Origin of the sequence: Collinsella sp. 4_8_47FAA, from assembly GCF_000763055.1 — a bacterium.
In the GTDB taxonomy this organism is placed as follows: domain Bacteria; phylum Actinomycetota; class Coriobacteriia; order Coriobacteriales; family Coriobacteriaceae; genus Collinsella.
The window spans coordinates 1-22,629 of record NZ_KN214138.1 but is presented as its reverse complement, the minus strand read 5'-3'; the positions used below and the strand labels follow the sequence as shown (position 1 = coordinate 22,629).

Below are 22,629 nucleotides of genomic sequence, written 5' to 3'. Positions count from 1 at the left end.
CGCAGCGCCTCGGCGCCGCCCTCGCGGTAGAGCCTGCACCAGCGCTCCAGCGGGGACTTCGACCTGATCCCGAACTCGGCCATAGCGTCGGCCTTCGCCATCCCGCCGTCGACCACGGCCGACGCCGCGGCGACCCTCTGCTCGAATGTGTACCTGGATTGTTTCCCGCCCATGGACAGCAGCGCCTCGCTTCCGAACGCCCGGTATACCCACTGCCATTCTCTCACGGTCTCGCGGGGGACGGACAGGGCCTCGGCCGCCGGCTTGCAGCCGACGCCGGCGTCGAAGAGCTCGACGGCCCGCCTCCTGGACTCCAGGTCGTGCTTCACCCTGAGGTCTATACTCATGGAAAACCTCCCATTTCCCGATGTCCAAGAAATGGGAGGCAGTTCACAGGCACCTTCGTGGTGGTTTGGTCTGACAGCATCGTTTGCCCAGATAAAACCTGCCAAAATAAACCTGTCCCTAATAGGCGGGTTTTGACACCTCAGGGGCGGGCGATGCTACAATCTGGCTTGTACTTGAAACGCATCAAAGGGGCCGCTATGGCAAAGGTAAAAATCAGCGACGTCGCGCGCGAGGCCGGGGTTTCGTTGGGCACGGTTTCCAACGCGCTCAACCACCCCGAAAAGCTGCGTCCCGAGACCCTCAAGCTCATTAACGAAACCATCAATCGACTGGGCTACCTGCCCAACCAAAGCGCTCGTCAGCTCGCGGGCGGCGCCACCAAGTCCTTTGGCCTGGTGCTCCCCCGTCTCGACCACGGCTTTTCACTCCAAATCGCCAGCGGCGCCCACAACGAGGCCCGCAAGCACGGCTACGACCTGCTCATCGCCAACGCCGATAACGACGATATTCTCGAGGACCATTACCTGCGCTACTTTATGGGCACCCAGATGTCCGGCGTCATGGTTCAGCCCATGGCATCCCCCGACTGGCACCCCGCCCTGACCAAGATGCCCGTGCCGATCGTCCATCTGGACATCCATTGCTCCGAGCCCGGCTACTACGTGGCCGCCGACAACGAGGCACAAGGCCGCATCATCGCCGAGCTCGCCATCGCCCGCGGCGCGCACCATATTGTCGTCGTCGGCCGAGCAGCATTTATGCAACTCACCCTGCGCGTCCTTGGCATTCATAAGGCGCTCGCCCTACATCCCGATATCAAGATCGAAGTCATCGACGCCGGCGAATGGAATACCGCCGCCGACGGCTACGGCATCGGCACCCAAATCGCCGCGCGCCCCGCCGACGAACGCCCCGATTTTGTCGTCGGCCTGACCGACGTGCTGGCCTCGGGCGTCATCTCGGCGCTGGTCGACAAAGGCATCGCCGTCCCCGGGCAAGTACGCGTAGCAGGTTGCGATGGCAACCCGCTCGCTTGGAGCGGATCGGTCCCGCTCACTACGGTAGCGCCCCCGGGCTACGAGATTGGCCGCAAGGGCGTTCAATTGCTCATGGAGCAAATCGAGAACAAGGCCCCAGCAAAGACCAAGCATATCCGCGTCGGCTCTACAGCGCGCACCGTCACCGCAGTCACCGCCGCCGAGGACATCAACCGCCAAGAACTGGTACGTCCGTTCCTGCTGGAACGCGCCAGCACCCAGGCAAGCAGCCAGACCGACGCCACGGCCATCAACCTCGGTGCGTATCTATAGCACGCCCGCAAGTATGCTAAGTCGCCGCTCAAGCAAAAGAGGCCCGACCATTGCCGGACCCCTTTTGTTTAAGCGCAAACGTAAGCAATTGCTCGTTTCAACGCCGCAATTGTCTAACGCACGGCCTTGACCGCCGCCGCCAGATCGAACAACGTATCGAGCACGGCCTCGCAGCCATCCACCACGTCCTGCGGCAGCGGCACGATATCGGGGACGGCAAAGACGTGGCAGCCAGCCGTAATGCCCGAGACGCAGCCGTTGCGCGAATCCTCGACCACGGCACATTCCTCGGGAGTAAAGCCCTCGCGCTCGCAGGCGAGCAGATACATCTCGGGGTCGGGCTTGCCATGCACGACGTCCTCGCCACACGTTACCGTTTCAAACTTGTCAAAAAGACCGAATGCTTTAAGGTTGCGCTCGGCCGTAACATGGCGCGATGACGTTGCAAGGCCTACGTGATAGCCCGCAGCCAACAGCTCGTCTAGGCACTCGGCAGCGCCGGCCTTAAGCTCCAGATCGGTCTTGACCATCTCGTCGCGAATCTCCTTGTGGCGGACATAGATCGCCTCGGCGGTCTCGTGGCTGCCGTAATGCCTATCGAGGATGTTCATGACATCGGGTAGCGTGCGACCGATAAACTGATGGATCAGCGCTTCATCAATCGCGAGCCCCAGCTCAGCGGCGCCTGCCTTCCAGGCCCTAATCCCCAAACGCTCGGTATCGACCAGCGTTCCATCCATGTCAAAAATAACAGCCTTGATCATATCGGTCCCCCATCGACTCTCGCTGTCGCATTGCCGCAACTCTACCGCATTTGACAACTTGTATATAACGTATATACCATATTGCACTTTCGTTACACAGATAGAAGTCTTATGGCAAGTAACGCATTAGGATTATAGTTTTCAATCGAGTACTCAACGATAAGGATCGTTTCATGATTTTAGACACCACGGCACCCGCAGAGGAGCTTCAAGACAAGCTATCGGCGCTCGAACAGCTGCTTTTGGCATACGGGCGCGTGGCTATCGGGTTTTCCGGTGGCGTCGACAGCAGCTTTTTGGCCGCCGTATGCGCCCGCATCATGCCTACCAATACCCTCCTCGTCCATCTCACCACGCCGCTCATCGGCACGCCCGAGCAGGCTTCGTTTGAGCGGTCCGTTGATGGACAAGCCAATGAAGGACCGCATTTTAAACTCCCCATGCTCAATCTTTCGGTGGATCAGCTGCAGCTCCCCCAGGTAGCCTGCAACGATGCCAATCGCTGCTACCACTGCAAGCACGCCGGCTTTACCGCCATCGTCAACCACGCCAAGTCGCTCGGCTTTCCCACCGTCATCGATGGCAGCAATGCAAGCGATCGCGGTGACTACCGCCCCGGCATGCGTGCGGCAAAAGAGCTCGGCGTACGCTCCCCTCTCATGGAGGTCGGCTTTACCAAGGACGAAGAGCGCGAGCTGCTGCGCGCATGGGGCTATCCCGTTTGGAACCTGCCGGCGGGAGCATGTCTTGCCACCCGCGTCCCCACGGGCGAGGAGCTTACGCGCGAGAAGGTCGATTTAATCCGCGCCTGCGAGGATTACCTGCACGATCTTGATCTGGCACAGGTACGCGCGCGCTTGATCGGCGGCTGCATGCATATCGAGGCCGCACCCGCAGATGTCGCCAAGATTGCTACCCTCGGTGGCAACGCCGTTGACGCCGAGGGCAAAACCCCGCTGCCCGCCGCCATCGAGTCCGCGCTGCGCGAGCTGGGCTGCGACCATATCTCCCCCGAGGTCACCCCCTACATCCACGGCAACATGAACCTGTAGGTTGCGCCGTTTTACAAACGGCGCAACTGCTCGGCGCTGCACGGGCTCCGGGCACGGCAATCTGACGTTCAACTTCACGGGCGCGACCAAAAGGTCAGCGCCCGCTTGTTTCACGTCACCTTGCCGCACCCGGAGCCCGCTCGCTCGCATATGCTCAACCTGCACTGCGTTAACTGACCTGCCAAAAAGGGACAGGTTTGTTTTGGCAGGTTTTATCTGGGGAAATATCGCGAGGCAGTCGCCCCCCTAGCACCCATCTAACTTCGAGAGACACAAGAGGGGCGACTCGGCTGCATCTACTTCTTCCGATAGCGGCGGTTGCGGCTCGTCGATGAACCCATTACTTCGATGAGCCCTTTATCCGCCATTTTTGGCAGATGGTAGCGGACGGACGAAATTTTGACCCCCGATGCAACCGCTATTTCTCGCGCCGTCATATCCACTTCGGCGCTGAGAGCCTCCAGGATCCTATCCGCTGTCGAAGCTGACGGTTCTCTGCTCATATCGATAATCTCAAACGTGTCTTTGCCACATTTTGACAGGACATGTTTATCGACAAGGTCCCCGCAGATCAGACGAATGTCATCCGAATCCCACTTCAGGGCCTCTCGTATTTTTTGAACATCGCATACGCACCCATGCTCCCGCATAAACATGAGCAATGTTTCTTCGCGATCCGTCAGCTCGGCGCCCACATGGCTCTGAATCCACGTGCGGTTTTCAGCAAGCTCCGCCCCGTGCCGGGAAAGCAGCACCGTAAACGAATCAGCCTTAACGATAAATTTCGGCCTGCCAAGCGAACGAGACTCCATCTCGCGAATCATAGCCGGGATACCAGATCCCTGGCTTTCCGCAACGGCCCCCTCGGCATGCTCTAACGGCGTCGCCCCCATTAGGCTCATGAGCTTTGGGTTTCGGCAGCGCGATTCCCCGTCTGCAAGATTGTCCACCGTCTTTCCGCCCCAAAGCCCGCCAGGGTTTTTGATCTCTATTCTGTCTGGATAGATATCGACACTCACGGCCTGCCCCACAAACATGGGCGAATATTCTCGATGGATGCAGGCATTTGCCAAGGCCTCGCGCAAAACCTCCTGGGGAACTTCCCAATCCTCCCTTCTGCCAGCGCCTTGCACTATCGTCGCTTTGCGCAAGTTTCGTCCAATCGCGGCAAGGGCATCTTCGATGCAAGCCGGAATCGGGCCATCGCACAACTGGCGGTCAATAAACCGGGGTTGCCCGGGTGCAGATTTTTCCACATCGGAATGAACGGCGACATCGATCATCAGTTTGGGATAGAACTGCTGGGGGTAAATTCCCGCCGACAGAAGCCCCGCGAGCTTCACGGCACCATCCTTTGTAGTGATATTGAGTCTGACCAGCTGCTTTTCCAGCGTATCGGCCCCGCGCAAAACGCGCGGGGTCTGCAGCCGGCGATTTGCGATAATAGACCGCACGACATCTGGATCCAAATCCTCGACCGTTGCCTCCGAAACCACCGTGCCGTCTGCATCGCTCGGAAGCAACGCACTCTGCAGCTCATATAGCTCAGCGGGTGACATCTTGATATCTTTATCATCCACGCGCTTGTAGCTACCGTTCTGCACGCCGCGCGCGCCGATATAGCAAGGCTTCGCTTTAAGCTCAAGTTCAAAGATGCGCACCAGAAGCACCTGGAGCCCGTCGACCTCGCCTCGATCAAGCTCGTACCGCGGCGCATGGGTCACCACTGCCGCTGAGCCTCCGTCTCCGATACCCGAAACAAATTGATCGCGCACCCTATCGATAGCAAAGTTAGCCGAAGGAACAAATCCTTCGGCTTCGTTCAGGCCCAAAATAATGAGCCCACCCGCAGTGTTCGCAAAAGCGCTCACTGTCTCCCATACGTCTGCGCTCAATTTATTCGTGCAGGCTTTAACTTCTACCGATGCGTCATCAGTCCCCCGCCTGCGAAGGCGCTCAACAATAAGGCCAAGAGGTTCATCCAGCAGCATTGGCATTCCGTCTCTCTAAAACGATAGATTTATCTCTCTAAAGTATAGCTTATCTCTCTAACTTTAGAGAGATAAGCATCTTATTTTAGAGAGACATTTAGAGAGACATTTAGAGAGACGAACGCGACCTCTCTAATCATGGGTTCCTCTCTTTAAAGTGCGCACATCCCAACCGTACCTTAAGCTGCGGTGAAATAACTCACGATTAACCTGCCAAAAAGGGACAGGCTTATTTTGGCAGGTTTTATCTGGGGAAACGCCGAATAGCCCCACATCAACAACTGCCGCAGCTCCATATGAGACAAATGAATCTGTAGCGTCTATCCCAAATCTTGAGTATTTGTTCGATAGAACGACCCTCGGCGGCTCCTGCTAGACTGGTAGATTCCCAACCGTCCATCCAGGAGCCTCAATGTCGCGCAAGTCCACCTACAAGCAAGTACTTTCCATCGGCACCGCCGTGGTGCTGGGGTTTGCGCTGTTTACGGGATCGCTCGACGGGGCGCCCAAGCTGCTGTCGCCGCAAAGCAATGAACAGGCGGCGGCTCTGGCCGAAAAGCAAAACGAGAGTCCCAGCCGCACCGAGGACGAGGCAGGCCTGGTCGCTCGGCTCGAATCGGGAACGGCGAGCTCCGAGGACTCCGGCGATGGCTCCGAATCCGCCGCACCCGACACCGGTGATGCCGCTTCCGAGGACAGCTCCACCACCCCCATCGGCGAGGTCGAAAACCCCGACCTTAACCGCGCCCGCAGCGTATACCTCAGCAGCATTCCCGACTACGCCGGCAACCCCTACGTTGCCCTTCGCGCCGACAGCACGCACCCGCTCGGCACGCCATCATTCACACTCGATGAATACGATCGCGCCACCGAAGAGGGCTGCTTTAAGAAATTCTCCAAGCTCGACAGCCTGGGCCGCACTCGCAAGGCGCTCGCCTGCGTGGGCCCCGAGTCACTCGGTCAAGGCAAGCGCGGCGATATCTCGCGTATCCATCCTGCCGGTTGGCACCAGCAGCGCTACGACTTTATTCCGGGCCAGAGCCTCTACAACCGCTGCCACCTTATCGCCTGGTCACTCTGCGGCGAGAACGCCAATCGCAAGAATCTCCTCACCGGCACGCGTTATCTCAACGAGACGGGTATGCTGCCGTTTGAAGAGCAGATTCTCAACTATATTCGCGATACGGGCAACCATGTGCTCTACCGCGTCACGCCCATGTATAACGAAGAGGAACTTGTCTGCCGTGGCATGCGCCTTGAGGCGCAATCGGTCGAGGACCACGGCAAGACCCTCTGCTTCCACGTATATTGCTACAACCTGCAGCCGCACGTGCAGATCGACTACGCTACCGGCCGCAACCAGGCCTCGGGAGATTAGGACCGACCAAGCTGCCCCAAAACCTAAAATGATCCGTTTTCCTCCGTCCCCAAGGGATCAAAAAGGGCCGCCCCGGTTACCCAGAGCGGCCCTTGCATCGGCACGCATGTTGCAGGCAACGCCACACGCTACTTGGCGCGACCCTCCTCATAGCGCTCGACCAGCTTGGCCTGAACGTCATAGGGAACCTGCTCATAGCCAGCGGGCTTCATGGTAAAGTCGCCCGTGCCGCGCGTGATAGAGCGCAGGCGCGTCGAATAATCCGTCAGCTCGGCCAGCGGCGCCTGGGCGATGACCACGGTGTCGCCGCGCTCATCGGTCTCCATGCCCGTCACGCGGCCGCGCGATGCCGAGATGTCGCCCATCACAGCGCCGGCGTAGCTCTCGGGAATAGTCACCGTAATTTCCTCGATGGGCTCTAGCACCACCGGGTCGGCATCGGCGCACGCCTTGCGCAGGCCGATGCGAGCCGCCGCGCGGAACGCCATCTCGTTGGAGTCGACGCTGTGATACGAGCCGTCGTACACAGCCACGCGAATGCCCGTAAGCGGGTAGCCGGCAATAATACCGTCCTTCATAGTCTCCTGAACGCCCTTGTCCACGGCGGGGATCAGCGAGCGCGGGATGCGGCCACCCACGACCTCGTCCACAAACTCATAGCCATCGCTCGTGCCGTCGGGCCCAATGAGTGGCTCAACGCGCAGCCAGCAGTCGCCATACTGACCGGCACCGCCAGTCTGCTTCTTGTGGCGGCCCTGGGCACTCGCCGTGCGGCGGATGGTCTCGCGATACGGAATGCGGATCGGCACGCTCTTGGCCACGACCTTGGTGCGATCCTCCAGACGGTTGAGCAGCACCGAAACCTGCGCCTCACCCACGGCGGAGATAATGGTCTGGCCGGTCTCCTCGTCGCGGTCGATGCTCATGGTCGGATCAGCCTTGCAGGCCTTCTCGATAAACGTGTAGAGCTTCTCTTCGTCGCCGCGGTTCTCGGCCTCGATGGCAATGCGGTACTGCGAGTTGGGAAACTTAAACGCCGCGGCCTCGACCTTACCGGTAATCGAGAGCGTGTCGCCCGTCTCGGCAGCCAGCTTGGGCGCCACGATGATGTCGCCGGCATAGGCATGGCCAACCTCGGTCATATCGCGGCCGCACATCACATACAGGTGAGCCAGACGGTCGCCCTTGCGGGTACGCGCGTTGATCAGCTCAAGACCCGGCTCAAGCGTACCCGTCAGCACCTTGATAAAGCTGATGCGACCCTGCTGCGGATCGGCCAACGTCTTAAACACAAACGCCACCGGACGGTCATCGTCGCTCGAGATTTTGAGCGAATCACCGTCGATGAGCGGCATCTCGCCGTAGTCGGTCGGCGCCGGGAAGTACGTCGCGATGTCGTCCATCAGCGAGTTGACGCCCTGCTCCTTAATGCAATCGCCCGCAAAGACCGGCACAAAGATGCGCTCGGCGATCGCCTTCGACAGCAGGCCCTCAAGCTCCTCCTGCGTCAGCGTCTCCTCGCCTTCCAGGTACTTCATCATCAGCTCATCGTCGGCCTCGGCCACCAGCTCGCACAGATGGTCATGGGCCTCCTCGGCCTGGGCACGATACTCCTCGGGAATCTCCGACTCAACGGCTTCGGTGCCGTTGCAATGGCGCGCCTTCATGCGCACCAGGTCGATGATGCCGTCAAAGTCCTCGCCCTCGCCCCAGGGAAGGGTCACGGCGCCCAGGCGCGTGCCAAAGCGCTCTTGCAGCAGGTCCATCGTGGTCGCAAAGCTGGCCTCGGAGCGCGACAGGCGGTTTACGAACACCGCACGCGCCAGACGCAGGTCCTCGGCGGCATACCAGAGCTTAACCGTCGTAGGCTGTGGGCCGGCCTCGGCGTCGACCACAAACAGAGCCGTCTCGCAGACGCTCATCGCGGCAAAGGCGTCGCCGATAAAATCGGGGTAGCACGGGGCATCAAGCACATTGATGCGCGCGCCCTTCCAGTCGATCGGCGCGATGGTCGTCGAGATGGAGAATGAACGCTTGACCTCTTCGGGGTCATAGTCGAGCGTGGGCTTGGTGCCGTCGTGGCCGCCCAGGCGGGCGGTCTTGCCGGAAAGGTGGAGCATGGCCTCGGCGAGTGAAGTCTTGCCCACCCCGCCTTGGCCTACGAGCACCACGTTCCTTACGTTACCGGTCTTGGGAGCACCCATGATGACCTCCTTGCAGGGCCGCGCACAATGCGCGACGCCAACGGGGAGAGTTCGCGGTCGGTGCCATCCCGGGAGCAGCATGGTCGGCGGCCGAGCCGACTCACCCTCCAAATGTCCTATGCCACCACCCTACCCTCACGGGCGGCTGTCCATGCATACCTTTCGGCGCACGTATGAATACAGGCGGCGAGAGGAAGAGACAAGCTTGTGAGGCGATTATTGAACCCCGTCGATGCAAACAAAAAGCCGCCACAGACCGTAAGACCTGCGGCGGCTTCGCCTCAATTAATAGTTGAGTATAATACCTGAGCCTATCCCTCGATACGGCTCAAGAACTCACGGGTGCGCTGCTCACGCGGATGGTCGATGACCTGCTCGGCAGGACCCTCCTCGACAATGCGGCCGCCATCCATAAAGACCACGCGGTCGGCAACATCGCGCGCAAACTGCATTGCGTGGGTCACGATCACCATCGTCATATTCTGCGCGGCAAGGTCTTTAATGACACGCAGTACCTCGGCCGTCAGCTCGGGATCGAGCGCCGAGGTCGGCTCGTCAAAGAACAAGATCTCCGGGTCGAGCGCCAAGGCGCGGGCAATACTCACGCGCTGTTGCTGACCGCCCGAAAGCTCACACGGAACCTTGTTCTCGTTGCCCACAAGCCCCATCTGAGCAATCAATTCATGCGCACGAGCTTCCGCCTGCTCGCGCGGGCGCTTAAGCACGCGGATCGGCGCGTCGATGATGTTTTTCATCACGGTATAGTGCGGGAACAGGTTGTAATTTTGGAACACCAGGCCGAATCGCGAGCGCGCCTGCTTGGGCACATCGCCCTTCGCATAGACCGCGCCCGAACCCGCATCCGTCGCAACGGCAAGGTCGCCAAACGAGAGCGAGCCTCCGTCGAGTGTCTCGAGCAGCGTGGCACACCGCAGCAGCGTGGACTTGCCGCCACCCGAAGGCCCGATAATCGCCACGACCTCGCCACGCTTCACCTCAAGCGAGATATCCTTGAGCACCTCATTGCCGCCAAACGCCTTACGCGCGTTCGATATATTCATTACCGAATTAATCATGGTAGTAATCCAATTTTTTCTCGGCGGCGCCCAGCAGCATCTCGACGACGAAATTAAAGACCCAGTAAATCAGCGCCGCGATCGCAAACGGCACCATGCTCACCTGCGAGGCGACCAGCGCCTTGGCCGTCGAGAACATCTCACCCACGCCAATGGCAAACGCCAGCGACGTGTCCTTGACCAGCGTGATGATCTCGTTGCCCATCGCCGGCAGAATACGCTTGGCGACCTGCGGCATCACGATATACAGAAACGTCTGCATGCGCGAATAGCCCAGCACCTCGGCTGCCTCGTATTGACCGCGCGGAATGGACTGAAGGCCCGAGCGATAGATCTCGGCAAAGTAACCGGCGTAGTTGATGATGAACGCCACAACACACGCCGTCCACTTGGAATCGGGCGTGAGCGAAATGCCAAACACGTAATACGGGGCAAAGTAGATGGCAAACATCTGCAGCATGAGCGGCGTACCGCGCATGACCGAGATATAGATGCGCGCAATCCAGCGAAGCGGCGCGATTTTGCTCATGCGCATAAACGCCACGGGAATTCCCAGCGGAATCGACCCCAGCAGCGTCAGCACAAACAACTGCAAACTGACCAAGAATCCCTGGCCGAGCATCTGCATCATGACCTGAATAGACAACCTACCTTCTCCTTCGCAGCAACAGAACGGCTGATCTTATTCTCAAATAGGCACAGTGCCCAAGATTGCGAGCGACAAGCCCGACGAAGCGTACTTTGGTACGCGAGGAGGGTTGGAGCCGCAAGGTTGGGTGCTGTGGCTATTTGAGAACCCAGTTGTCGAAGGACAGGCCGTAGCTCGCATACTTATCGCACAGGTCCTTAACCGTGCCGTCCTCGTAGAGCGCCTTGAGCGACTCGGTCACGGCGTCGGCGGACTTGGCGTCGCCGTTCTTAAAGCCAACGGCGTAGTGCTCGCTGGACAGCGGCTCATCAAGCTGCGTATAGGCATCTGGCTTGGCGGCAAGCTGATACTGGGCAATCGAAAGATCGCACGCCACGGCATCGACCGCGCCGCTCTCGAGCTGCATAAAGGCCGTGTTGTACTCGCCGATCGTGTCGAGCGTGGCAAACGTCGCCGCCAGATCCTTCTGGTCACCCTCGAGCACATCCTGCGCAGCGGAATCGGTCTGGGTAATCACGGTCTTGCCGGCAAGATCGTCCCAGCTCTTGATGCCCGCATCCTTCTTTACTACCAGCACCTGCTCGTTGAGCATGTACGGCTCGGAGAACGTGTAGTCGTCCTCGCGACCCTCCATGGTAAAGCCGTTCCAGATGCAGTTGATGGCACCCGAGTTGAGCAGCGTATCCTTGGCATCCCAGTCGATGGCCTCGTATTTGACCTCCCAGCCCTGCTTATCGGCAACAGCCTTGGCCAGATCGAGATCAAAGCCGGTGTACTCGCCATCGTCGCCCACAAAGCCGTACGGAGGATAGGACTTATCAAAGCCCACCACGAGCTTCTTGGACTCCGCAGCGCCCTTCGCATCCTTGGCCGCGGCAGAGCCAGCAGCGGAGCCCTTGCCGGCACCACCGCCGCAACCGACAAGACCAAGGCCCAGCACCGTGGCGAGCGAGCCGGCTAGACCAACAAATTGACGACGAGACATATCGGTATTCATGGTATTCCCCCTTGATGGCACTTTAGTTAGGTAAAGTGAGTCATGTAACGTTCAGAATCATACACTCTACCTTGATAAAGTACAAGGGAGGGTTTGCCCGGCGTGGGCGGGGAGCGGCGCGTAATTAAGTTTCCTGCTCTACAGTCCTGCGCAAGACGGAAAGCACATTAAGTGCTTTCCTTTGCGTGCGGAACTCGCGATAAACTTAATTACGCGCCGCTCCCCGCCCACGCCGGGCAAACATCGTTGGACTTATCACTGACATGAAATAGGCGCTTGCATATCGTCTGCTAACTTGGCACGGTACAATGCTTTCAGATTTCAATTTGTAAATTAGTGGGGTTAATTCATGGCAGAATCTCGTGCGGAGCGTAAGGCTCGTCGTGCTTTGATCGAGGCGGCTGAGGGGCCAGAGGAGAAAAAATCTTCTAAGAAATCCAAGTCGTCTCAGGACGCGAAGGGTAAGTCGGCCAAGGGCAAGGCTAAGGCCAAGCGTCCCGGCTCTCGTCGGAACGAGGATAAGGCATCTCAGACTCGCTCCAAGCACTCGCATAAAGATCGGGTTTCGTCTGCGCGTAAGGCCGTGGACCCCAAGTCTCCCTGTTCGATCATGAAATCTTGCGGTGGGTGCACGGCACTCAATCGTCCTTATAAAAAGCAGTTGGCAGCCAAGCAGGCCGCCATGGAGGAGCTTTTTGCTTCGCTTTGCGAGCGCGAGGGTATTAGCGTCGACCCCATTCGCGGTATGGGCGTCTCCCTGGGCGACCCGGGTAAATATCCTGCGCCGCGTGGCTTTCGTCATAAGGCTGCCACTCCCTTTGCTCCCGGTAAGGAGGGCGCTGTCCGTTGCGGTTTCTTTGAGCGCGGCACGCACAAGATCGTTGCCGTACCCGAATGCCCCGTCGAGGCGTCGGGCGCTCGTCAGATTCTCAACGGCATCGCACGCGAAGCTGAGCGGTTGCATATTCCCGCCTTTAACGAGGACAAGCATCTTGGTTTGCTTCGCTATGCCGTCATCCGCTGCGGTTGGCGTACCGACCAGGTCATGGTTACGCTCGTGACCGCCCAGCGTGACTTACCGCATGCGCAGGAATTCTTTGAGGCCGTCGCCGCACTCGATCCGCGCATCGTCACCGTCGCCCAAAACATCAACGGACGCCCCGGCAACGCCATCCTCGGCGAGGAAACCCGCATCGTGTATGGCGCCAAGTGCATGCGCGACCAGCTACTCGGCTGCGAGTTCGATATCTCCCCCACCGCGTTCTACCAGACCAACCCGCAACAGACCGAGCTGCTCTATCAGCTCGCTATCGACGGCATGGATTTGCACCAGGGCGATGTGCTCATGGATGCCTACTGTGGCAGCGGTACCATCGGTCTTTGCGCAGTTAAAGATGCCCAGAAAAAGGGCATCGGCATTATGCTGCTCGGCGTGGAGCGCAACCCGGCGGGCATTGCCGACGCACGTCGCAATGCCGAGCTCAACGGCCTCACCCGCAGCGCCTGGTTTATGGCCGACGACGCCACCGATTGCATCCTGGATGCCGCCGATAACAACGAGCGGGTCGATGTCCTTTCCATCGATCCGCCGCGCGCCGGCTCTACCCCCGAGTTCCTCGAAGCTGCCTGCGCGCTTAAGCCGCGCCGCATCACCTATATCAGCTGCAACCCCGTAACTCAAGAGCGCGACCTGCATCAGCTCCTCGACGGAGGCTATTGCCTGCTCAAGATCACGCCCGTCGACATGTTCCCTCACACCGACCACACCGAAACCGTAGCGGTCCTCGAACGCCGCTAACCAACCTCAGTAGATTTTTGGGACAAGAAAGGGGGCGACCCGCCTGGGCCGCCCCCTTCGCTTGGTTTATAAACTCCGCTACATCCCCTTGCGCAGATCGCACACGCCGGCTGCCGCCATCTCGCGCAGCAGCGTCTCGCGGTCGCGCGTCACGATCAAATCCAGCGGGAAGTGAATCTCGTCGAGCATCTTGCGCGCGTGATCGAGCTTGCCAATGGCCATGCCAATGTGGGCATCGGTCGACACGCCAATGCCCACGCCCAGCTCGGCGCAGCGCTCGGCGATCTTGCGGCATGCGGCCCAATGCTCAGTGTCGATACCGTGTTCAAGACTATGGTTGTTGATCTCGATAATCTTGTGCTTGGCCTTAGCCGCCAACAGCACCTCGTCGATATCGAACGGCACGCCCGAGCGTCCCGTGTGACCCAGCATGAACACCTTGGGGTGCTCCAAGGCGTTGATATACATCTCGGTCGTCTGGGCCAGCGTCGCGCCTTCAGCAATCTGCGGATTATGCACGCTTGCAACCAAATAATCCAAATTACGCGTAACCAAATCGAACAGCGAATGCTGACGGCTGTACGAATCGCCGGCAATATCGAGCGTGACAGGAGTGTCCTCGCCAAACAGGCTTCCGTCTAGCGAAACGATATCGGCCTCGGCACCACGCAGCACTAGCACGCCGCTCCAAATGCGCGGCCAGATATCCTGGTTGATAAAGAACTGGTAACTGCGCAGGTCATTGGGGCAAGCCGTAACCATAGAGCTCAGATGGTCGGCGGATCCGAGCACCTGCAAGCCACGCTCTGCCGCCCAGTACACATTCTCCTCAATGGTCGAATATGCATGCGCAGAGAACATCGTATGGGTATGAATGTCACAAGAAAGCAGGTAGGGCATCAGGTCTCCTTATCTGGCACGGCCGTCGCTTATATTCATTGTACGCATAGCCTTCGATAGTCGTAAAACCACTCCATCCCAAAGACACAACGTCCATGACAACGGGGTCCGGCTTAACACCAAACCCCGTTTCACGTAAAACATTGTAGGCAGAGCGCTTTACTTTTAACGATACTCGTCCGCCAACTGTTTCCAAGCGGGTAGCGAATTGACAATCGTTTCGTAACTCACGCAATAGCCCAGGCGGAACCAACCCGGCATACCAAAGCTGTCCGAGGGAACCGCAAGCAACTCATACTTCTTTGCGCGCTCGCAAAACGCATTCGCATCGGGCTCCAACGCTTTCACCCACAGGTAGAAAGCACCGTCCGGCTCAACATAGGTATAGCCGTAGTCCGCCAAGGCATCGGTGAGCGCCGTGCGGTTGCGTGCATAGGCCTCAACGTCACTCGGCTCATCGATGCAATCGATAATCACGCGCTGGAAGAGCGCCGGCGCGCACACGAAGCCCAGCGTACGGGCAGCACCGGCAACGGCGGGCATAAGACGAGCTGCCTGAGGATTCGTATTGGGAACCAGGATCCACCCCACGCGCTCGCCCGGCAGCGAAAGCGACTTAGAATACGAGTAGCACACCACGGTGTTCTCGTAGATCGAGGGCACCCAAGGCACCTCGGCACCGTACACGATCTCACGGTACGGCTCATCCGAGATGAGCATAATCGGATTCTCAGGATCGCGCTGAGCGTTGGCCTCGCGCAGAACATTGGCCAGTCGCGTCAGCGTGTCGCGTGTATATACGGCGCCAGTCGGATTGTTGGGCGAGTCGATGATGACGGCAGCCGTCTTATCGGTAATCGCCTTGAGCACGTTGTCCACACTCAGCTGGAACGTATCTTCATCGGCGAGCGCCTCGACACACGTACAGCCGGCCTTCTCAATCCACACGCGATACTCCGGGAAGTACGGAGCGATAACGATGACCTCGTCGCCCGGATTCGTAACGGCGTTGAGCGTGCAGGTGAGCGAAGCCGCGGCACCCACCGTCATAAAGACATCCTTGCCCTCATAGCTCGTGCCAAAGCGGCGGTTGAGCGATTCGGCGACGGCTACTCGACATTGCGGCAGGCCCGGAGCGGGGGTGTAGCCGTGCAACTGGTCACTCGGCAGCTCCAGGGCCTTCTTAATCGACTCAGCCACAGCAGCGGGCGCCGGAACGCTCGGATTGCCCAGCGAAAAATCGAATACGTTTTCCGCACCGATCTGCGCCTTGCGCTCAAGGCCATAGCTAAAAATCTCACGGATGATGGAGCTTTCCGCACCGCGAGCATACATAGTTTCGTTGATCATCTGTTCCCCTTTCGCATAGGCGCTATTGTACGCTTTAGCCGAGCAAAGTGCCGCAGCAATGTTGATTGGGGACAGACTTAAATGCGTGAAAACGCTCATTTAAGTCTGTCCCCAATCAACAGACGGCCTCATATCGCTCAAAAGAAAAAGCCTCCGCAGGTCTCCCCGCGGAGGCTTTTGTTACAAGAACTATTTGTCGGTGTCGGCACCGGCATTGACGGCACAGTCATCATCGGCATCATCGGATGCGGCTTCGGCATCCTCCTGCATAGCCGCCTGCGCAAATGCCGCGGCATCAGCCGCCAGCTCCTCCTCGCTCATGTGAGGCGCACGCTTCTTGGTCGGCATGCCGGCCGCCTTGGCGTTTCGCTCCTCCTTGGCCGCCAGGATATCGCCCTCGCGCTCAAGGTAGACATCCCACTCGTTGTCGAGCAGGGCGTTCACGGCATCGCCCTCGACGGTCTCGCGCTCAAGCAGCACCTTGGCCATCAGGTCGAGCTGATCGCGACGGGCATCCAGGATCTCGACCGCACGACGATGGGCCTCACGCATAATGCGCTGAACCTCGATATCGATGCGGCGCGCCGTCTCCTCGGAGTAATCCTGATGGTCGGCATAGTCGCGGCCCAGGAATACCTGATGTTGCGCCTCACCAAACACCTGCGTTCCAAGCTCCTCGCTCATGCCCAGGCGCGTGACCATCTCGCGCGCCATCTTGGTCGCGCGCTCCAGATCGTTGCTCGCGCCCGATGTAATGTCATCGCACATGAGTTCCTCGGCAACGCGGCCACCCAAGAACACGGCGAGCTCGTCGAGCATCTCGTTCTTGGTCTTGAGGAAGTGATCCTCCTGCGGAAGCTGCAGTGTGTAACCCAAAGCCTGGCCGCGGCTGACGATCGAAATCTTGTGAACCGGATCGGAGTGCTCCAGGATGTGACCCACCAGGGCGTGACCGCTCTCGTGGTAGGCAATCGTGGTGCGCTCGGCCTCGGTCATCACGCGACCCTTGCGCTGCGGACCGGCAATCACGCGCTCCATCGATTCCTCGACCTCGTCCATCGAGATCACGGAACGATGGCGGCGGGCAGCAAGCAGCGCAGACTCGTTGAGCAGATTTGCCAAATCGGCGCCGGTGAAGCCAACGGTCATCTGTGCGAGCTTCTCAAACTTCACGTCCTCGTCCATCGGCTTGTTCTCGGCATGCACGCGCAAGATCTGCTCGCGGCCCTTCACATCCGGACGGTCGACCGTAACCTGACGGTCAAAACGACCGGGACGCAGCAACGCCGGATCCAGGATGTCGGGACGGTTGGTCGCAGCGATCAGGATGACTGACTCGCTCTCCTCAAAACCGTCCATCTCGACCAGCAGCTGGTTGAGCGTCTGCTCGCGCTCGTCGTGACCGCCGCCCAAGCCGGCTCCGCGCTGACGTCCCACGGCGTCGATCTCATCGATGAAGATGATCGACGGGGCCTGAGACTTGGCCTCCTTAAAGAGGTCGCGCACGCGGCTGGCGCCGACGCCCACGAACATCTCCACAAAGTCAGAGCCCGAGATGCTAAAGAACGGCACGCCCGCCTCGCCGGCAACGGCCTTGGCCAGCAGCGTTTTACCGGTGCCCGGAGGGCCAACCAGCAACACGCCACGCGGGATCTTGGCGCCCAGCTTGCGATAGCGATCCGGATCGCTCAAAAAGTCACGGATCTCCTCGAGCTCCTCGACTGCCTCGTCCACGCCGGCAACGTCTTCAAACTTGACCTTGGGGCGCGTGGCCTCGTTGGTCTTGGCGTTGGTCTTGCCAAACTGCATGTTCCTGTTGTTGGCGCCCATCATCTGGCGCATAAAGTAGAACATGATGGCGATAAGGGCGATCGTCGGAAGCACACTCATCGCCAAGTCGCCCCAAAAATCGGGATCGTTGGTGTTGACGATATACTTAGTGTCGGGGTGCTCCGCCATGAGCTCGGCAAGCGAATCGGAGCCGACATAGGTCGAGGAGAAGCTCTTGAGCTCGCTCGTATCGCCCTTGTCCTTCTTCGTCTTCCAGTAATGACCCGTCACGCTTCCGTCTTGAACCGTATAGGTCAGATCTTCGACGCGATCCTGCTTGATGGCGCTCACCATCTCGCTCGTCGCGAGCTTTACGGTATTGCTGGAATTGGCAAAGCCGGAGCCCATGTTAAAGAAGGCGTAGCCCAGAAGTGCGCAAGCCAAAATAAAATACAGCCAGCCCGTACGCGTGGGCTTCTTGCCTCCGGGCATCCCCGGGATCTTAGGCTCCCGGGGAGTCTGGGAATTGTTATCGTTACGGTCGTCGGGCATCTTACGAATAAACCTCCGGTTTCAAAATGCCCAGATACGGCAGGTTACGATAGCGCTCGGCATAGTCGAGGCCGTAGCCCACCACAAAGGCATCGGGGCAATGGGTTCCAACATACTTGGGCGTGATGGCCGAGACGCGGTCCTCAACGTCCTTCCACAGGAAGGCGGCGACCTCCAGAGAAGCGGGCTTGCGGCTCTCGAGGTTCTTCATCAGATACTTGAGCGTCAGACCCGAGTCCAGAATGTCCTCGACGATCAGCACGTCGCGACCACGGATGTCGATATCCAGGTCCTTAATGATACGCACGATGCCGGAAGACTTCACGCCGTCGCCGTAGCTCGAAACAGCCATGAAATCGATGTTGGTCGGCAGCTCGATCTTGCGCATCAGGTCGCCCATAAAGACCACGGCGCCGCGCAGGACCGCAATCAGCACCAGATCCTTACCCGCGTAGTCGCGCGTAATCTGCTCGCCTAGGCGAGAGACGATACCGTCGATATCCTCCTGCGTAAACAGAACCTTCTCGATATCCGGATGTTGAGAAGCCATGACAACCCTTTCTTGTGCTTATCGCCCACACACCGCCGTATGGACGCGAACTTCACATTCTAGCAGCGCACGGGGTATATTTTCCAGCCCGTACGCCATCAGCGCGGGAATACCGTCAACGTCGCACAGAATAGCTGGCGTGGGACGCTATTCCGCATCGACCACGCGGAGCAGATATGCCACGCGCGTTGCGGCCGTGCACTTAAAACGCTCGTCCGCGCGAACTCCGGCGACCCACACCACGGCACCCCCCGGCGCCGTCCTCACCATGGGCACGCCGGCGCGCTCGGAAACGGGAATGCGAGCCTCACCTAGCAAGTCGGATACTTTCTTGCTTCGGCCACTCATCCCTAACGGGCACATCACGTCTCCCGGTGCGGGACCGTCCACCCACAGGCGCGCCAATCGCGCCTCGGCAGGGATCTCGCCACGCGAGCCCGCCAGGATCCGCTCACTATCGCTGTCGGCAAAACCCAGGGCAGCCGCGTCTACCAAAGCTGTCACTTCCCCGGCAGCCGCAAGCTCACGGGCGCGGCGCACGATATCGCATCCCGGCTCAACGGCTATTGGTTCTGTGACCAGCATACGTCCCCCGCCCAACGGCAAACGACCGGGCACGGTAACCCAGTCCGCGACCAGGCCCTCGCGAGCCACCGGCGCCTTAAACGCCAGCATGCCAAACTCAATGCGTGCGTCAATCCCCGCCGGAAGCGTGACCGAGCCGGCGCCCTCGGCAACGCAGGAAAGGACTCGCTCCACATGTCGCATCTCTGGACGAGCGTCCGGATCGATGCGCTTAATCGCCAGTCGCACGATGCGCCGCGCGATTACCACCTCGGCCGCAGCAAGGCGCCTGGCATCGAGCACCAGCGCGCCCGCTGCCTCTTTGCGCAAACAGCTTCGAAACGCCTGTGCCGAAAGCTGAGACAAAAACGCGTCCTCATCGCCTAAGATCTCGCAGGCGGCGCCAATCGTCTTGCAGACGCTCGCGTTGCGCTGCGCCACCACCGGCATCACTCGATGGCGCACGTAGTTTCGCAGATACGAGATGTCCTCATTGCTCTCGTCTTCACGCCACGGCTGACCATGTACCTGCAGATAGCCCACCAACTCGCCGTGAGTCAGGTCGAGCAAGGGACGCACCACGATATTCCTCCGGCGAGGAATGCTCGATAGGCCAGCGGGCCCCGAACCCTTAATCGCGTTCATCAAAAACGTTTCCGCGCGATCCGAAGACGTGTGCGCGGTGCAGATACGAGCCGCCGTTCGCGGTGCCCCCGTCTGGGCGCAGAGCTCTCGAACATACCTTCGCGCCGCGGCATAGCGCACCTCGCGGGCAGCCGCCTCGATATTGCCCGATTCATCATCAAAATAGGCATGCTCAACACACAGCGGTAGACCATATTGCGCGCAGAGCTCACGCACGAAGGCCTCGTCGCCATCGGATGCCTCGCCGCGCAGATGATGGTTCACATGCAGCACGTGCAGTCGCTCGCGCGCGATGGGGGCCACACCACGCCCATCCAGAATATCCAACTTTGATGTGCACGCCATAAGGAGCAAAGCCGTCGAGTCCGCGCCGCCTGATACCATGAGCACGACAGGAGCAGCCTGCTGCCTCGTTCGGGTCTCATCGACTGCCCCGGGCACGGCATGGTGTCCGTAATGCTGTGATACCGTAGGCATTTGCTTCCTCCTCTATTCGTCCGCACCCATTGTATCCTTTGGAATCTTATGTCTCGTCTGCACCTTCATATCCTCGGCAGCGGCTCAAAAGGCAACTGCGCGCTCATCGAAGGCCCCCGGGGGCTCATTATGGTCGATGACGGACTGTCTCGCCGCGAGACATTAAAGCGCATGGCAGAACTGGGGCTCTCGACAGACAACGTCTCGGCTCTTCTCATTACTCATGAGCATAGCGATCACATCAAGGGCCTCGATGTCTGGTGCAAGCACTGGCACGGCCCCCTCTTTGCCAGCAGGGGCACTCTTTCGAACAAAGAAAATCTTTCGCATCTGCTTGTCGAGGAATTCGATCCCGGTGACACCCTATCCATTGCCGGCATCCACGTGCAAACCTACTCAACGTCACACGATGTCATCAATCCAGTCGGCTATCGATTCGACACCCTCGATGATTCCATCGGCTTTGCCACCGACACCGGAGAGCTATCGAGCCAAGCCATGAACACCCTCAAAGATTGTCGAGTCCTCGCGCTCGAAAGCAACCATGATGTGACCATGCTGCGCGAGGGAGAATATCCCCACTTTCTTCAGGAGCGCATCCTGTCTGCAAGGGGACACCTCTCCAATGGCCAAGCCGCCGAAGCCGCGCGCAAACTTGTTACCGATCGCACCGAACAGCTCATTGCCATGCATATCAGCCAAGATAACAATCGTCCGAGCCTTACCGTCAAAAGCTATGCCAAAGCTCTAGCCGCAACCCTGGATGACGAGCTCGGCAGCTCCGCCACCCTTCTTCAAAGGCCACGAAAGCTCTCGATACGCCCTGCGAGTCAGTATCAACCGGCAACCATTGTATAGACCACTCTAGATAGCAAAAGGGGCCGGGAATCGCTTCCCAGCCCCTTTTGTATCTTTTAATAGCACAGAACACCAACGAAGTTAGTCGATGGAGATCTTCGTAACGTTCTTCTTCTCGACGATCTTGGGAACGGTAACGGTCAGGATGCCGTCAGCGTACTTAGCCGAGAGGCCCTCGCTCGAAGCGTCCTTTAGATACACGCCACGCGTCGCGCTGTACGAGCTGAACTCCTTCTGCAGGAAGTTCTTGCCCTCGTTCTCCTCGTCTTCCTCGACATTCACGCTAATGGACAGACGGCCCTCGTTAAGCTCGACATCGATATCGTCCTTGGCGACGCCGGTCAGATAAGCCTTGACCTCATAGCCATCGCCCTTATCCTCAACGTCAACGGGGAACGCCTTAGAGGCAATCGAGCTGTTCGCTAGGTCGCTCATATCATCAAACAGATCGAACAGCGAGCTTGCAGAGGGACGAACGCCAAAAACCGAACGATAAGGAACCATGCTTGCCATGTTTACCACTCCTTTATAGGACTGCCGAGTCATCTTCCAGGTGACTGGGACTTCTTTTGACGCTCTTATATATGCCCACCCAGTGCTCATATATACATCGACTATAAAGTTTTTTGAGTCCAGTACTATAAGCATATCTAAGTGCATATGACTCAGGTTTTAGGAAGGTTAAGGTTCTTTGAACCAGAGCTTAAATACCGAGTATGTCCCCAGCTACAAATAACAAGGGGCTTACAATGAGCGCGTACACGTTGTTGGTAACGAGCTAAAGGGCATCATGGACGAACAAAACCAGAACAAAATGTTTATGCCGACGCAGGGGGAAGATACTTCCACGCAGCCGCCACGGTTCCATCGCCCCCACATCTCACAAGAGCCCATTAATGATCCGGAGCCCGAGTATGTGACGAGAAATCGATATCAAACGCTCGAGGATGCCCAAACGGGACGTAAACATATGGGCGTCGCCTCGGGAGACCCCGTATATCTGAAAGACGCACCATTATCTAAAAACAGCGCAGCTAGTGATGAGCCACTGAAAGCATCCGCCGCTCATCAACAAAGAGGTCCTCGACCAAAGCAAACCTTGACGCATTCGGCTCGCTATCTCGAAACGCCAAAACAAGGAAAATCGATCTTCGTTTCGTCAAGTAAACGACGCAAGCAGCATCGAATGACAATCCTGCTTTTGATCATTGCGGCTATAGCAGTTGCCCTTGTTATTCGTTTTATTTTCTTTAAATAAAAGCTCAATACCAAAAAGAATTAAATCGTCTGGCGTAAATGAGTCATTTATGCCACACAAACGCAAAAAAGGGGGAGGCCGCGAGGCCTCCCCCTTCTCAGTTCGATGACGGCTCGGTGCCGTCCACCGGTCAGCGGC

19 protein-coding genes are annotated in these 22,629 nt (G+C 58.6%); 6 read left to right on the top strand and 13 right to left on the bottom strand.

Annotated elements, in window-relative coordinates; all coding sequences use genetic code 11:
* Window positions 1–347, bottom strand: a 347-nt coding sequence (locus tag HMPREF9463_RS09130) for a helix-turn-helix domain-containing protein (protein WP_035138807.1), incomplete at its 3' end; no start/stop codon positions are given.
* 198 nt (window positions 348–545) lie between these two features.
* Between HMPREF9463_RS09130 and HMPREF9463_RS09125 the strand changes: the two genes are divergently transcribed.
* Window positions 546–1,658 carry a LacI family DNA-binding transcriptional regulator gene (locus HMPREF9463_RS09125; protein ID WP_035138733.1) on the top strand — a complete coding sequence of 371 codons (1,113 nt, stop codon included), beginning with the start codon at window positions 546–548 and terminating at the stop codon, window positions 1,656–1,658.
* Between the two features lie 113 nt (window positions 1,659–1,771).
* On the opposite strand, the gene HMPREF9463_RS09120 is transcribed toward HMPREF9463_RS09125, so the two are convergent.
* Window positions 1,772–2,422, bottom strand: a complete 651-nt coding sequence (locus tag HMPREF9463_RS09120) for an HAD family hydrolase (protein ID WP_035138732.1) — start codon at window positions 2,420–2,422, stop codon at window positions 1,772–1,774.
* Between the two features lie 173 nt (window positions 2,423–2,595).
* On the opposite strand from HMPREF9463_RS09120, the gene HMPREF9463_RS09115 reads away from it, so the two are divergent.
* Window positions 2,596–3,474, top strand: coding sequence for an ATP-dependent sacrificial sulfur transferase LarE (locus HMPREF9463_RS09115; RefSeq protein WP_035138731.1), 879 nt, complete (start codon window positions 2,596–2,598; stop codon window positions 3,472–3,474).
* A 296-nt stretch (window positions 3,475–3,770) separates the two neighbouring features.
* Here HMPREF9463_RS09115 and HMPREF9463_RS09110 read toward each other — a convergent pair whose 3' ends face one another.
* A complete protein-coding gene (locus HMPREF9463_RS09110) occupies window positions 3,771–5,465 on the bottom strand; it encodes an ATP-binding protein (RefSeq protein WP_052044208.1) in 1,695 nt (564 codons plus the stop codon).
* A 412-nt stretch (window positions 5,466–5,877) separates the two neighbouring features.
* Between HMPREF9463_RS09110 and HMPREF9463_RS10540 the strand changes: the two genes are divergently transcribed.
* Window positions 5,878–6,843 carry a DNA/RNA non-specific endonuclease gene (locus HMPREF9463_RS10540; RefSeq protein ID WP_052044207.1) on the top strand — a complete coding sequence of 322 codons (966 nt, stop codon included), beginning with the start codon at window positions 5,878–5,880 and terminating at the stop codon, window positions 6,841–6,843.
* 128 nt (window positions 6,844–6,971) lie between these two features.
* Here HMPREF9463_RS10540 and HMPREF9463_RS09100 read toward each other — a convergent pair whose 3' ends face one another.
* The 4 genes from HMPREF9463_RS09100 to HMPREF9463_RS09085 form a co-directional block, all read right to left on the bottom strand.
* A complete protein-coding gene (locus HMPREF9463_RS09100; RefSeq protein ID WP_035138729.1) occupies window positions 6,972–9,047 on the bottom strand; it encodes an elongation factor G in 2,076 nt (691 codons plus the stop codon).
* 311 nt (window positions 9,048–9,358) lie between these two features.
* Window positions 9,359–10,123 carry an amino acid ABC transporter ATP-binding protein gene (locus HMPREF9463_RS09095; protein ID WP_035138728.1) on the bottom strand — a complete coding sequence of 255 codons (765 nt, stop codon included), beginning with the start codon at window positions 10,121–10,123 and terminating at the stop codon, window positions 9,359–9,361.
* Complete coding sequence (locus HMPREF9463_RS09090) at window positions 10,116–10,754, bottom strand: amino acid ABC transporter permease (protein WP_035138726.1); 639 nt, start codon at window positions 10,752–10,754, stop codon at window positions 10,116–10,118. The genes HMPREF9463_RS09095 and HMPREF9463_RS09090 overlap by 8 nt, the downstream gene beginning before the upstream one ends.
* A gap of 154 nt (window positions 10,755–10,908) precedes the next feature.
* Window positions 10,909–11,769 carry a transporter substrate-binding domain-containing protein gene (locus tag HMPREF9463_RS09085; RefSeq protein ID WP_084591871.1) on the bottom strand — a complete coding sequence of 287 codons (861 nt, stop codon included), beginning with the start codon at window positions 11,767–11,769 and terminating at the stop codon, window positions 10,909–10,911.
* Window positions 11,770–12,118: 349 nt separating this feature from the next.
* Here HMPREF9463_RS09085 and rlmD point away from each other — a divergent pair, with 349 nt between their 5' ends.
* Entirely contained in the window at window positions 12,119–13,567 is a 1,449-nt protein-coding gene (gene rlmD, locus HMPREF9463_RS09080; protein WP_084591870.1) for a 23S rRNA (uracil(1939)-C(5))-methyltransferase RlmD, read from the top strand.
* 78 nt (window positions 13,568–13,645) lie between these two features.
* On the opposite strand, the gene HMPREF9463_RS09075 is transcribed toward rlmD, so the two are convergent.
* The 5 genes from HMPREF9463_RS09075 to tilS form a co-directional block, all read right to left on the bottom strand.
* Complete coding sequence (locus tag HMPREF9463_RS09075) at window positions 13,646–14,467, bottom strand: phosphatase (RefSeq protein WP_035138724.1); 822 nt, start codon at window positions 14,465–14,467, stop codon at window positions 13,646–13,648.
* Between the two features lie 165 nt (window positions 14,468–14,632).
* Window positions 14,633–15,817, bottom strand: a complete 1,185-nt coding sequence (locus HMPREF9463_RS09070) for a pyridoxal phosphate-dependent aminotransferase (RefSeq protein WP_035138723.1) — start codon at window positions 15,815–15,817, stop codon at window positions 14,633–14,635.
* Between the two features lie 189 nt (window positions 15,818–16,006).
* On the bottom strand, window positions 16,007–18,079 hold the full coding sequence (ftsH, locus tag HMPREF9463_RS09065) for an ATP-dependent zinc metalloprotease FtsH (RefSeq protein WP_232219797.1): 2,073 nt from the start codon (window positions 18,077–18,079) through the stop codon (window positions 16,007–16,009).
* 61 nt (window positions 18,080–18,140) lie between these two features.
* Window positions 18,141–18,689, bottom strand: coding sequence for a hypoxanthine phosphoribosyltransferase (gene hpt / locus HMPREF9463_RS09060; RefSeq protein ID WP_035138721.1), 549 nt, complete (start codon window positions 18,687–18,689; stop codon window positions 18,141–18,143).
* 147 nt (window positions 18,690–18,836) lie between these two features.
* Window positions 18,837–20,375: a tRNA lysidine(34) synthetase TilS gene (gene tilS, locus HMPREF9463_RS09055; protein ID WP_198019970.1), complete on the bottom strand. Its 1,539-nt coding sequence runs from the start codon at window positions 20,373–20,375 to the stop codon at window positions 18,837–18,839.
* Between the two features lie 48 nt (window positions 20,376–20,423).
* Here tilS and HMPREF9463_RS09050 point away from each other — a divergent pair, with 48 nt between their 5' ends.
* Window positions 20,424–21,233 carry an MBL fold metallo-hydrolase gene (locus HMPREF9463_RS09050; RefSeq protein ID WP_035138720.1) on the top strand — a complete coding sequence of 270 codons (810 nt, stop codon included), beginning with the start codon at window positions 20,424–20,426 and terminating at the stop codon, window positions 21,231–21,233.
* Between the two features lie 81 nt (window positions 21,234–21,314).
* Here the strand turns inward: HMPREF9463_RS09050 and HMPREF9463_RS09045 are convergent, their stop codons facing one another.
* Window positions 21,315–21,746, bottom strand: a complete 432-nt coding sequence (locus tag HMPREF9463_RS09045) for an Hsp20/alpha crystallin family protein (protein ID WP_035138719.1) — start codon at window positions 21,744–21,746, stop codon at window positions 21,315–21,317.
* A 277-nt stretch (window positions 21,747–22,023) separates the two neighbouring features.
* On the opposite strand from HMPREF9463_RS09045, the gene HMPREF9463_RS09040 reads away from it, so the two are divergent.
* Window positions 22,024–22,491: a hypothetical protein gene (locus HMPREF9463_RS09040; RefSeq protein ID WP_035138718.1), complete on the top strand. Its 468-nt coding sequence runs from the start codon at window positions 22,024–22,026 to the stop codon at window positions 22,489–22,491.
* Window positions 22,492–22,629: the final 138 nt, after the last annotated feature.

What these genes read in the sequence shown, in the direction of transcription:
- HMPREF9463_RS09125 (WP_035138733.1), top strand. Translation starts at nt 546, where the DNA reads ATGGCAAAGGTAAAAATCAGCGACGTCGCGCGCGAGGCCGGGGTTTCG.
- HMPREF9463_RS10540 (WP_052044207.1), top strand. Translation starts at nt 5,878, where the DNA reads ATGTCGCGCAAGTCCACCTACAAGCAAGTACTTTCCATCGGCACCGCC.
- ftsH (WP_232219797.1), bottom strand. Translation starts at nt 18,079, where the DNA reads ATGCCCGGAGGCAAGAAGCCCACGCGTACGGGCTGGCTGTATTTTATT.
- HMPREF9463_RS09090 (WP_035138726.1), bottom strand. Translation starts at nt 10,754, where the DNA reads ATGATGCAGATGCTCGGCCAGGGATTCTTGGTCAGTTTGCAGTTGTTT.
- HMPREF9463_RS09050 (WP_035138720.1), top strand. Translation starts at nt 20,424, where the DNA reads ATGTCTCGTCTGCACCTTCATATCCTCGGCAGCGGCTCAAAAGGCAAC.
- HMPREF9463_RS09095 (WP_035138728.1), bottom strand. Translation starts at nt 10,123, where the DNA reads ATGATTAATTCGGTAATGAATATATCGAACGCGCGTAAGGCGTTTGGC.
- HMPREF9463_RS09070 (WP_035138723.1), bottom strand. Translation starts at nt 15,817, where the DNA reads ATGATCAACGAAACTATGTATGCTCGCGGTGCGGAAAGCTCCATCATC.
- HMPREF9463_RS09075 (WP_035138724.1), bottom strand. Translation starts at nt 14,467, where the DNA reads ATGCCCTACCTGCTTTCTTGTGACATTCATACCCATACGATGTTCTCT.
- HMPREF9463_RS09115 (WP_035138731.1), top strand. Translation starts at nt 2,596, where the DNA reads ATGATTTTAGACACCACGGCACCCGCAGAGGAGCTTCAAGACAAGCTA.
- HMPREF9463_RS09045 (WP_035138719.1), bottom strand. Translation starts at nt 21,746, where the DNA reads ATGGCAAGCATGGTTCCTTATCGTTCGGTTTTTGGCGTTCGTCCCTCT.
- HMPREF9463_RS09040 (WP_035138718.1), top strand. Translation starts at nt 22,024, where the DNA reads ATGGACGAACAAAACCAGAACAAAATGTTTATGCCGACGCAGGGGGAA.
- HMPREF9463_RS09120 (WP_035138732.1), bottom strand. Translation starts at nt 2,422, where the DNA reads ATGATCAAGGCTGTTATTTTTGACATGGATGGAACGCTGGTCGATACC.
- HMPREF9463_RS09085 (WP_084591871.1), bottom strand. Translation starts at nt 11,769, where the DNA reads ATGAATACCGATATGTCTCGTCGTCAATTTGTTGGTCTAGCCGGCTCG.
- rlmD (WP_084591870.1), top strand. Translation starts at nt 12,119, where the DNA reads ATGGCAGAATCTCGTGCGGAGCGTAAGGCTCGTCGTGCTTTGATCGAG.
- hpt (WP_035138721.1), bottom strand. Translation starts at nt 18,689, where the DNA reads ATGGCTTCTCAACATCCGGATATCGAGAAGGTTCTGTTTACGCAGGAG.
- HMPREF9463_RS09100 (WP_035138729.1), bottom strand. Translation starts at nt 9,047, where the DNA reads ATGGGTGCTCCCAAGACCGGTAACGTAAGGAACGTGGTGCTCGTAGGC.
- tilS (WP_198019970.1), bottom strand. Translation starts at nt 20,375, where the DNA reads ATGCCTACGGTATCACAGCATTACGGACACCATGCCGTGCCCGGGGCA.
- HMPREF9463_RS09110 (WP_052044208.1), bottom strand. Translation starts at nt 5,465, where the DNA reads ATGCTGCTGGATGAACCTCTTGGCCTTATTGTTGAGCGCCTTCGCAGG.